Source organism: Siphonobacter sp. (assembly GCF_048595215.1).
Lineage (GTDB): Bacteria > Bacteroidota > Bacteroidia > Cytophagales > Spirosomataceae > Siphonobacter.
Genome location: NZ_JBMDWJ010000288.1, coordinates 1 through 8,790, shown reverse-complemented (window position 1 = coordinate 8,790; position 8,790 = coordinate 1). Strand labels below are relative to the sequence as shown.

Genomic DNA, 8,790 nt, shown 5'->3' with positions numbered 1-8,790 from the left:
CACCAGGAACGCTGGAAGAATCCAAAATCACGGTTGAAAACAAAAATGATGAATTAATTATTCGTCAGAAGTGGGAAAAAGAGGTCTTCCAGAAAGGCGATTGCCGGGCCAGTAACATTCGACTGGAACTGGGATACAAGGAAGTTGAATCCATTTATTCGGGCGTCGGAGCCGAAATTACGGTCATCGATCCCATTCAAACGCGGGATCTGGATTTACAGGCAGCCACGGGCAGCCAGATCCGACTCGAAGCTGATGTGCGTAACCTGAAGGCTAAAGCAGTTCAGGGAGCGGTATTGGATTTGTCAGGCACCGCCTCCGAACAACAGGTGACGGTGAACACGGGCGGTGAAGTACACGCCTTCAACCTGACGAGCGAAGATGCCTTTGTCAAAGCCAATACGGGCGGGGTAGCTCGCATCACTACAACCAAACGTCTGGATGCCAACGCCGGTACCGGCGGAGCGGTGCGGTACAAAGGCAGTCCGGCCAAGAAAAACATCAATTCCAGCTTGGGTGGCGAAGTAAAGGCGGAGTAACTCCTTACAGGTAGGGAAATACAAAAACGGCGAGCTGAATCCAGCTCGCCGTTTTTACTTAAGGCTTAACGGGAAGGCAAGGGAATGACGGGTAAACTTTCGTTTCCATGCTCACTAACCGCCTGGACGGCAAAGAAATACGAATCTCTGGAGTAGGGGAGTGTGATTGACGTTTCGGTTGTGTACAGTTTTTTTTGCCAGAACGGCTGATACGTTTCCCGAATCAATACGTAGTATCCTTTCACTTTTCCGGCTTTAGGAGCCTTCCAGTTGAGTTTGGCATAACTAGCCGAGCCGCGTACCTCAATCTGGACGTCCTGGGGCATCTGCGGGGCTTTCGCCAGGTTGGCCAGTGTTGCCAGGTTTACGGCAGCATTTTTACGGAGGTATTCAAAATCCATGAACTTTTGCAGATCACCGTACTCTTTGCCGTTTTCGGTATGAATGTCGTGGTGCTGGTGATCAAAGTTTTCGTTCATTTCCGTAATCCGAACGGCTGCGAAGCCTTTGTTCACAAAAGGAGTATGGTCACCGCCACGTTGGAAACGGTCATTCCGGAAAATCAGTACGACTTCCAGATTTTCCACGTAGCGTTCACCCACTTCTTTCATGTACCGGGCCAATTGCCGGGTCTTTCCATCGCTTTCAGCTCCAATTGCCCGGATTTTAGCCGCCTGTTCGGCCGTCTGGTACGCGGGCAACCCTTCACTGAAGACGCGTAGACGCGTATTGTCAATCGTGCCAATATCACTGCCCGCGGAAGAACCCATCGTATCATTGTTGAGAATGGCTTCCAGATGCATCTTTTTGTCCACGGCTTGCTGGGCGTAGTATTCGGCTCCGAGCAGGCTTTGTTCTTCGCCACTGACAATCAGAAAAACGATTGTAGCCGGGAATTTGGCGGCGGACAGGATACGGGCCAGTTCCAGAGCCGTTGCCACACCTGAACCGTCGTCGTTGGCTCCCGGGGAGTCAATATCGCGATTCATAATGTCCAGAGCCCGAGAGTCAATGTGAGCCGAAATGACAAACACCCGGTCATCCTTCGGATCAGAGCCTTTCAGGGTAGCCACAACGTTAGCAATCTCATGCTCTTTATCCACCCGACGTCCATCGGGTTTGAGCGTCCAGCTTTGTAACTGTGCCGTTAGGCGACCGCCAGAGTTTTTGGCGTAGGACTGAAATTTAGCAAGTGTCCAGCGGCGGGCAGCTCCGATCCCCCGTTGCGGATCACTAACCGAACTTAAGGTATGGCGGCTGCCAAAGGAAACAAGTTTTTCAACGGTTGCCCGCATAGAATCGGCGGAGACGGCTTTGACGTAACGATCAATTTCGGGATCCCGATTCAGGATCTGTTGGGAAGAGCCGACCAAAGGCACTGCCAGAAAGGCCGTAGCTAGTAAGCGTTTAAACATACAGGGTCTGGTGTTTGCGAATGAATGGAGCAAGATAACCATTCAGTGCGGAGGTAAAAGCAAGAATAGATGCGAGCCGACTTTTAGGGTTACAAAGCCGAAAGAAAAGCTACCAATGGGCTGAAAACAAAATAAGGCCGAGCGAAACGCTCAACCTTATCCCACTTAACCTCTAAACCTATTTTACTATGAAAAAACGCTAACCTCTCTTGGAAAATGGATTAAACACAACCCTTGCCTCTATCTTGACTGGTGTTTAATACGGGAACCCTACAATCTTTATGTATCGTTCCAAAAAATGCGTTCCAATCAGCGACCCAAAATACAAACTTATTTTCAGCTGTGGAACTAGAAGCCCTAGATTTGATTTTCATCGAACTACTCTGATGCAAAGTTACAAATCATTTTGGTTACTTCCTGGTATTTTACAATTTGTTTGTCGTCGTTTGACATTACAAATGTAGATACACTAAATTAAAAGTCCAAACTTAGGAAAATACAATTTCAAAATTTTATTCGGAATAATATCCTATTTTGACCCCAACTGGACGAAAAAAAAGATATATAAATGCCTTTAGCTAGAATTTTATATGGTTAAATATCCAATAAAGTTCCTGAAAATATTACTTCAATATTTTGTAAAATTCTTTATTTAGTACAATCATTCGTTAAAATTATTCATCGTCTTGTCAATCCCTAAAGTGCAAAAACTCAGTAAAATGTCGATAGAACGGTCCAGCCGTTCGGGCAAAAGCTCGATTTCGCTCTTGGGAAACTCCCCAAGTACATGATCCACCTGACGTCCTTTCGGAAAATCACCGCTTACGCCAAAACGAAGACGAGCGTACTGATCATTGCCCAAAACCTCCTGAATATTTCGTAAACCGTTGTGCCCACCGTGCGATCCTTTGCTCCGGAGGCGTAGCTTTCCGAAAGGTAGGGCAATGTCGTCGGTAATCGTCAACATATTCTCCACGGGTATTTTCAGTTCTTTCAGCCAGTAGTTAATCGCCTTACCGCTCAGGTTCATGTACGTGGTGGGCTTGATCAGGTAAATGGTGCGGCCTTTGTATTTCAGTTCGACCCCGTACGCCAGTCGGCCCAGGTCGAATTTGAGATTTTCCTGAGCCGCTAGCCGGTCCAGTACCATAAAACCGACGTTATGTCGGGTCATTGCATATTCCGGGCCAATGTTTCCTAAGCCCGCTACCAGATACTTCATAGGAGATGATGAATTGATACGGATAAATTTCTTCGGTCATTGTACAGAAGATCAAGCCATCCGCAATTATTTCGCATTCGAAAAGCGAATTTCGCCCCTTCGGATTCCTAAATCCTAATTTCGTTTGCCTAATTTTGCCCGCATATGCAGCGACGATTGCTTCTTTCCAGTCCCTTGTTGGAGATCACCATCAGTCGGTTATGCCAACAACTTATTGAGAATCACCAGCTCTTTGCCGATTCAGTGATCCTGGGTTTGCAACCGCGAGGTATTCATCTGGCTCAACGAATTCATCAGGAACTTCAGCAAACCACCGGTAGTACCATTCCGTTTGGCTGGCTGGATGCGACTTTTCACCGCGACGACTTTCGCCGTCGGGAATCGATTGTACGGGCCAATCAGACTAAAATCCCCTTTACGGTCGAAGGCAAACGGGTCATTCTCGTCGACGACGTGATCGCTACGGGCCGCATGGTACGAGCTGCTCTCGATGCCATGACCTTTTTTGGTCGTCCGGAAAAAGTAGAACTGGCGGTACTCATTGATCGCAGTTATAACCGGGATATTCCCATTGCTCCGGATTACGTAGGTTTAAAAGTCAATACGCTCGATACGCAGCGGGTCATCGTGGAATGGAAAGAACAGGGCCACGAAAAAGACGGTATTTGGCTCAGTGATTAGTTTTTTGTTCCCCCTCCGGAAACGTTGAGGGGGCTTTTTTTGAATGTACATCCCGTTTTCGTTCTTCATCGAAAACTTAATTTTATACTGCCGTGCTAAGTACGAGACATTTACTAGGCATCAAAGATCTCACGGAAGCCGATATTCAGCTCATTTTCCAGACTGCCGACGAGTTTAAGGAAGTGCTCAACCGTCCGATCAAAAAAGTACCTTCACTGCGGGACGTAACGATTGCCAACGTCTTCTTTGAAAATTCCACCCGTACGCGTCTGTCGTTTGAGCTGGCCGAAAAACGCCTTTCGGCTGACGTGGTCAATTTTTCCTCGTCGAGTAGTTCAGTTAAGAAAGGAGAGACGCTACTGGATACGGTCAATAACATTCTGGCCATGAAGGTAGACTTAATCGTCATGCGGCACAGTTCGCCCGGGGCTCCGCATTATCTATCCAGCCGCATTCCGGCCAGCGTGGTAAATGCCGGTGACGGTACGCACGAGCACCCGACGCAGGCCTTGCTGGATGCCTTTTCCATTCGTGAAAAACTCGGCGACGTAGCGGGCAAGAAGGTGGCTATTATTGGTGATATTCTGCATTCGCGGGTAGCCTTATCCAATATTTTCTGTCTGAAGAAGCTGGGAGCAGAAGTAATGGTGTGTGGACCGAGTACGCTCATTCCGCGATACATTCGGGATCTGGGCGTGATTGTCTCGCACGATGTCCGGCAGGCCTTGCAATGGTGTGACGTGGCCAACGTACTGCGTATTCAGCTCGAACGCCTGCAGGTGAAGTATTTTCCGAGTCTACGGGAGTATTCGCTATATTACGGTATTAACAAAGCTATGCTCAACGAATTAGATAAGCCGATCGTACTGATGCACCCCGGACCGATCAATCGGGGCGTAGAATTAAGCTCGGATGCGGCTGATTCCAGCGAGCACTCGATTATTCTCAATCAGGTAGAAAATGGGGTAGCGACCCGGATGGCGGTACTGTATCTGTTAGCGGCTCAGCAGTAGAGTTTTCCGTTTTCCGTTTTGGTGGTAAAATTCGATAAAGGTAGCGGGGCGGGTTGTCCGTAGTATTCACCACGGACTTTTTAGTTAGTAGGCTGTGACTACCCGGCTGGCTGTACCCCGCATTGCATACGGGGCTATTGAGATTGAACCCTTTCAGGGTTATAATGCCTAGGATGTGCTGTACTTGTGCAGGTTTCCAAACCCCGCCCCGCTCACCCCGATTTTTAATCGGGTTAGCCTGGTTTCGCATCTCTGACGCGATTTAAGTAATATCAAAAAAGATACACACCAGATTATCCGTAGTAACAGTAACATTCATTATAAACCTTCTGAGAACGGAGTAATTGTCCTGTTCTCACGACGAAGTTAATAGCTGGCACGCGAGAGTAAGCCCAGTTGGTATGAACTATCGAAATGTTACAGCAATAAAAAACCACCGTGCTGATCTGTTCCTGAGACAGACAACACGGTGGTTTTTGTATCAATAACTTTATGTTCCTAGCCAATCAGTCGCTTCAGACTAGCCAGGATGACTACAATACCGACCAAAATCATCATGGCTTTAATCGGAAGCTTACTGGCTAAACGGGCTGCAATGGGAGCGGCAATCACGCCTCCCAGAATAAGCCCCAGAATCACCTGCCATTGCGATAAACCAATGACCAGAAAGAAGGTCAGGGACGACGCGAAAGAAATGAAAAATTCAGCGAGATTCACCGAGCCGACCGTATAGCGGGGGTGACGTCCCGAGGCAATCAGCGTTGAAGAGACAATGGGCCCCCAGCCGCCGCCGCCAATCGAGTCCATGAAGCCGCCAAACCAGGCCAGCGGTCCAATTAACTTGATCGGATTCTTCTTCTGCCGCTTGATGAGGGCTTTTCGAATGATTACGATACCCAGAATCAGGGTATACGTCGATACTGCTGGTTTTACGTACGTCATGTATTCTTCCAGTACGGAAGAAAGCAAGTAAGCACCCAGGACGGCTCCAATAACGCCAGGAATCAAGATCACTTTGAAGAGTTTGGCGTTCACGTTGCCATATCTCAAGTGCATGTAGCCCGATACGCCACTCGTAAAAATTTCGGAGGTGTGTACACTCATGGAAATGACGGCGGGAGAAACCCCTACGCCCGCCAGAAAAGTCGCCGCTGAAACGCCGTAAGCCATGCCCAGGGCTCCATCTACCATTTGAGCCAAGAAGCCACCCAGTACATACCAGAGAATGTCAACCGTAATGGAATTAAAAGCCGTAGTAATATTTTCGACGGTAAGAAACTTAAAGATCAGGTGCCCTACAATCATCAAGGCTAACGCATTCACGATGTGAATGAAAATCTCGGCGGGTTTGCGTTCCCGTTTCCACAACGTAATGATCGCCTCTTCGAAGGGATTTTTGCTGCTCTTTTTGACGGAACGAGCGGGTATGACTTCGGAGGGCTTAAGTACTTCAGACGTTGACTCCATGTAGTGTAGTTTGCCTACAAAAATAGTAGACTATCTTTTACTCCACCAAATTAGTAGAATATTAAATTCCGTATTTCTTCGTGATACATAAGTAAGGGTCTGTAAATCAATCACTAATAAAAAAAGGCTCCGAAGAGCCTTGAGGTTAGGTAGGAGGAAAATACTTATTTCTGCTTGACGTACACCAACTTTTCCGGAGCCTGAATGCCGTCGCGGTCGAACTGGCGTTTGAGGTTTTCGTGCATATAATAGTACGTATTCCAGTAATCGGCTGGCGTGGTCCACACCCGTACATCGTAGCTCGTCGTATCGGGGGTGAGTTTGGTAACCAGTACATCATGACCACGATCTTTGAGTGCATACGGACAGGTCGCAATCACACCTTGAATGGCTGCTTTGGTCATGTCCAGATCATTCTGACTTCCTACGCCGTACACCATATCTACGCGAATGACACCCTTGCCCGAAATGTTCGTGACGGGGCTGGTGGATAAGGAGCCGTTGGGCAGAATGATGGTTTTATTATCCGGCGTTACCAAAATGGTGTTGAAAATCTGAATGGCCTCTACCACACCGATGAAGCTCTGAGCTTCGATTAAATCACCGACCCGGAATGGTTTGAAGATGAGGATGAGTACACCCCCCGCAAAGTTGGCCAGACTCCCCTGCAAAGCCAGGCCTATGGCTAAACCAGCGGCTCCGAGAATTGCGACGAAGGAGGTCGTTTCGATACCCAGCAATCCCGCACAGCTTAAAAAGAGCATTACATTAAACAGAACACTGAGCAAGGAGAGTAAGAAGGGTTGAACGTCGCGATCAATACGACTCTGATTCATGCGAGCGGACAGAAATTGCGTAAGCTTACCAATGACCAGCCGTCCGACGATAAAAACGACTAAGGCCAGAAGAATTTTGCCGCCGTATTGATAAACATTTAACAGAATGAGATCTTTTAGGTTAGTAAAATCCATACACGTGGGTAAATAAGGTGAAAGATGAGGGAGGATTAAATGGTAATACAGGGGCAATAAACTAAAAAATACGTATATGATACTAGGTATTAATAATTATTATTTTAGAACAAGGTATCTTTATGTAATACAGAAAAATACTTAGGGGATTTAATTTCCATGTAATCAATTCATCAGTAGCCAATCAGAAGCCGAAAAAGTTAATTTTTATTAATCTATTAAATTAATAGGATAAATAGATTTAATTTGCGTCTACCAATAACCTTACAGCCATGAATCAATCGATATTACGTATTCAAGTAATTGGAAATGCCAGTCAAAAACTCGTCTTCAACGTACTGAATGCCATCAATCGACGCAAGGGAAACCGCGTACGACAGATGGATTTTGACTATCGCGACAAATTCCAGCGAGGCTTTCTTAATGTTGAGTTGCGAGAACCGGAGCACGTGCTCATTCGTCGGATTTCGGCGGTAGAAGGAGTGGTTCGGGTGAATTCCGTGGCGGCTTTATAAATTCCTACGTTTAATCCTTTGCTTCCCTATGAAAGGTATGGAGATCAACATTCTTGCCTTTGCCATTCCCCTGTTTGTCTTTTTCATTGGACTTGAGTACTACCTTTCCCTGCGAATGGAACGGAAGGTGCACCATTTTGCCGACTCCGTAACCAACATGGGCGTTGGGATTGCCGAACGGCTGTCTGACCTGTACGTGAGTAGCCTGTTCTTCTACGTGTTTGATTTTATCCAGCGAAACTTTGGTCTGTTTACGATTAAGGAAAACGCCTGGACCTTCATTCTGCTCTTTTTGGCGACGGACTTTCTCTGGTACTGGTACCACCGATTTGCCCACGAAATCAATTTGTTTTGGGGCGTTCACGTCGTACACCACCAGAGTGATGAATTTAACTATACCGTAGCCGCTCGGATTACGGTGTTTCAGGCGTTGGTACGAGGGGCGTTCTGGTGCGTATTGCCGCTGTTGGGTTTCTCCGCCGAGATGATTACCGCCTTGCTGCTGATTCACGGAGCGTACCCGTTTTTCACGCATACGCGACTGGTGGGCAAACTGGGCTGGCTGGAGTACGTCTTCGTGACCCCTTCGCACCACCGGGTTCATCACGCCAGTAATGAGCTATACCTCGATAAAAACTACGGGGACGTACTGATCATTTGGGATAAGCTTTTCGGTACGTTTATCGAAGAAACTGAAGAACCCGTGTATGGGCTAACGAAACCTTTGAAAAGCTATAGTTTCCTTTGGCAGCATTTTCATTTTTTGCTGGAAATTGCCCTTTCGGTGAAAAAAACGCCGGGCTTTATCCCGAAACTCAAGGTCATTTTTGGTCGTCCCGCCAATTTTGATCCACATGTGCGGGCTGAGCTGGAAGCCATTTTCATTGCCCAACATCCTGAAGTTGTGGTAAGTCACCGGATGCGGAGCTACATTCTTGGGCAACTGGTTGTCGTATCCCTGCTGCTG

General features: G+C 47.3%; 9 protein-coding genes. 5 read left to right on the top strand and 4 right to left on the bottom strand.

Annotated features, from left to right (window positions below):
• The coding region (locus ACOJTG_RS17965; RefSeq protein ID WP_420155081.1) for a head GIN domain-containing protein at nucleotides 1-539 on the top strand (539 nt) is incomplete at its 5' end.
• A 65-nt stretch (nucleotides 540-604) separates the two neighbouring features.
• Here ACOJTG_RS17965 and ACOJTG_RS17960 read toward each other — a convergent pair.
• Together ACOJTG_RS17960 and pth are read right to left on the bottom strand one after the other, a co-directional pair.
• Nucleotides 605-1,954 carry a M28 family metallopeptidase gene (locus tag ACOJTG_RS17960; RefSeq protein WP_420155080.1) on the bottom strand — a complete coding sequence of 450 codons (1,350 nt, stop codon included), beginning with the start codon at nucleotides 1,952-1,954 and terminating at the stop codon, nucleotides 605-607.
• Between the two features lie 661 nt (nucleotides 1,955-2,615).
• Nucleotides 2,616-3,176, bottom strand: a complete 561-nt coding sequence (gene pth / locus ACOJTG_RS17955; RefSeq protein WP_420155079.1) for an aminoacyl-tRNA hydrolase — start codon at nucleotides 3,174-3,176, stop codon at nucleotides 2,616-2,618.
• Between the two features lie 144 nt (nucleotides 3,177-3,320).
• Between pth and pyrR the strand changes: the two genes are divergently transcribed.
• Together pyrR and ACOJTG_RS17945 are read left to right on the top strand one after the other, a co-directional pair.
• Complete coding sequence (pyrR, locus tag ACOJTG_RS17950; RefSeq protein WP_094814700.1) at nucleotides 3,321-3,857, top strand: bifunctional pyr operon transcriptional regulator/uracil phosphoribosyltransferase PyrR; 537 nt, start codon at nucleotides 3,321-3,323, stop codon at nucleotides 3,855-3,857.
• A gap of 92 nt (nucleotides 3,858-3,949) precedes the next feature.
• Complete coding sequence (locus ACOJTG_RS17945; RefSeq protein ID WP_094814702.1) at nucleotides 3,950-4,870, top strand: aspartate carbamoyltransferase catalytic subunit; 921 nt, start codon at nucleotides 3,950-3,952, stop codon at nucleotides 4,868-4,870.
• Between the two features lie 498 nt (nucleotides 4,871-5,368).
• Here ACOJTG_RS17945 and ACOJTG_RS17940 read toward each other — a convergent pair whose 3' ends face one another.
• Nucleotides 5,369-6,337, bottom strand: a complete 969-nt coding sequence (locus ACOJTG_RS17940) for a sulfite exporter TauE/SafE family protein (protein WP_420155078.1) — start codon at nucleotides 6,335-6,337, stop codon at nucleotides 5,369-5,371.
• A 164-nt stretch (nucleotides 6,338-6,501) separates the two neighbouring features.
• Nucleotides 6,502-7,308, bottom strand: a complete 807-nt coding sequence (locus ACOJTG_RS17935; protein WP_420155077.1) for a mechanosensitive ion channel family protein — start codon at nucleotides 7,306-7,308, stop codon at nucleotides 6,502-6,504.
• A 272-nt stretch (nucleotides 7,309-7,580) separates the two neighbouring features.
• Here ACOJTG_RS17935 and ACOJTG_RS17930 point away from each other — a divergent pair, with 272 nt between their 5' ends.
• Both ACOJTG_RS17930 and ACOJTG_RS17925 read left to right on the top strand, forming a co-directional pair.
• Complete coding sequence (locus tag ACOJTG_RS17930) at nucleotides 7,581-7,823, top strand: hypothetical protein (RefSeq protein ID WP_420155076.1); 243 nt, start codon at nucleotides 7,581-7,583, stop codon at nucleotides 7,821-7,823.
• A gap of 37 nt (nucleotides 7,824-7,860) precedes the next feature.
• The coding region (locus ACOJTG_RS17925) for a sterol desaturase family protein (RefSeq protein WP_420155075.1) at nucleotides 7,861-8,790 on the top strand (930 nt) is incomplete at its 3' end.

Coding starts and splice junctions, on each gene's coding strand:
- pyrR (WP_094814700.1), top strand. CDS start 3,321: ATGCAGCGACGATTGCTTCTTTCCAGTCCCTTGTTGGAGATCACCATC.
- ACOJTG_RS17935 (WP_420155077.1), bottom strand. CDS start 7,308: ATGGATTTTACTAACCTAAAAGATCTCATTCTGTTAAATGTTTATCAA.
- pth (WP_420155079.1), bottom strand. CDS start 3,176: ATGAAGTATCTGGTAGCGGGCTTAGGAAACATTGGCCCGGAATATGCA.
- ACOJTG_RS17940 (WP_420155078.1), bottom strand. CDS start 6,337: ATGGAGTCAACGTCTGAAGTACTTAAGCCCTCCGAAGTCATACCCGCT.
- ACOJTG_RS17960 (WP_420155080.1), bottom strand. CDS start 1,954: ATGTTTAAACGCTTACTAGCTACGGCCTTTCTGGCAGTGCCTTTGGTC.
- ACOJTG_RS17930 (WP_420155076.1), top strand. CDS start 7,581: ATGAATCAATCGATATTACGTATTCAAGTAATTGGAAATGCCAGTCAA.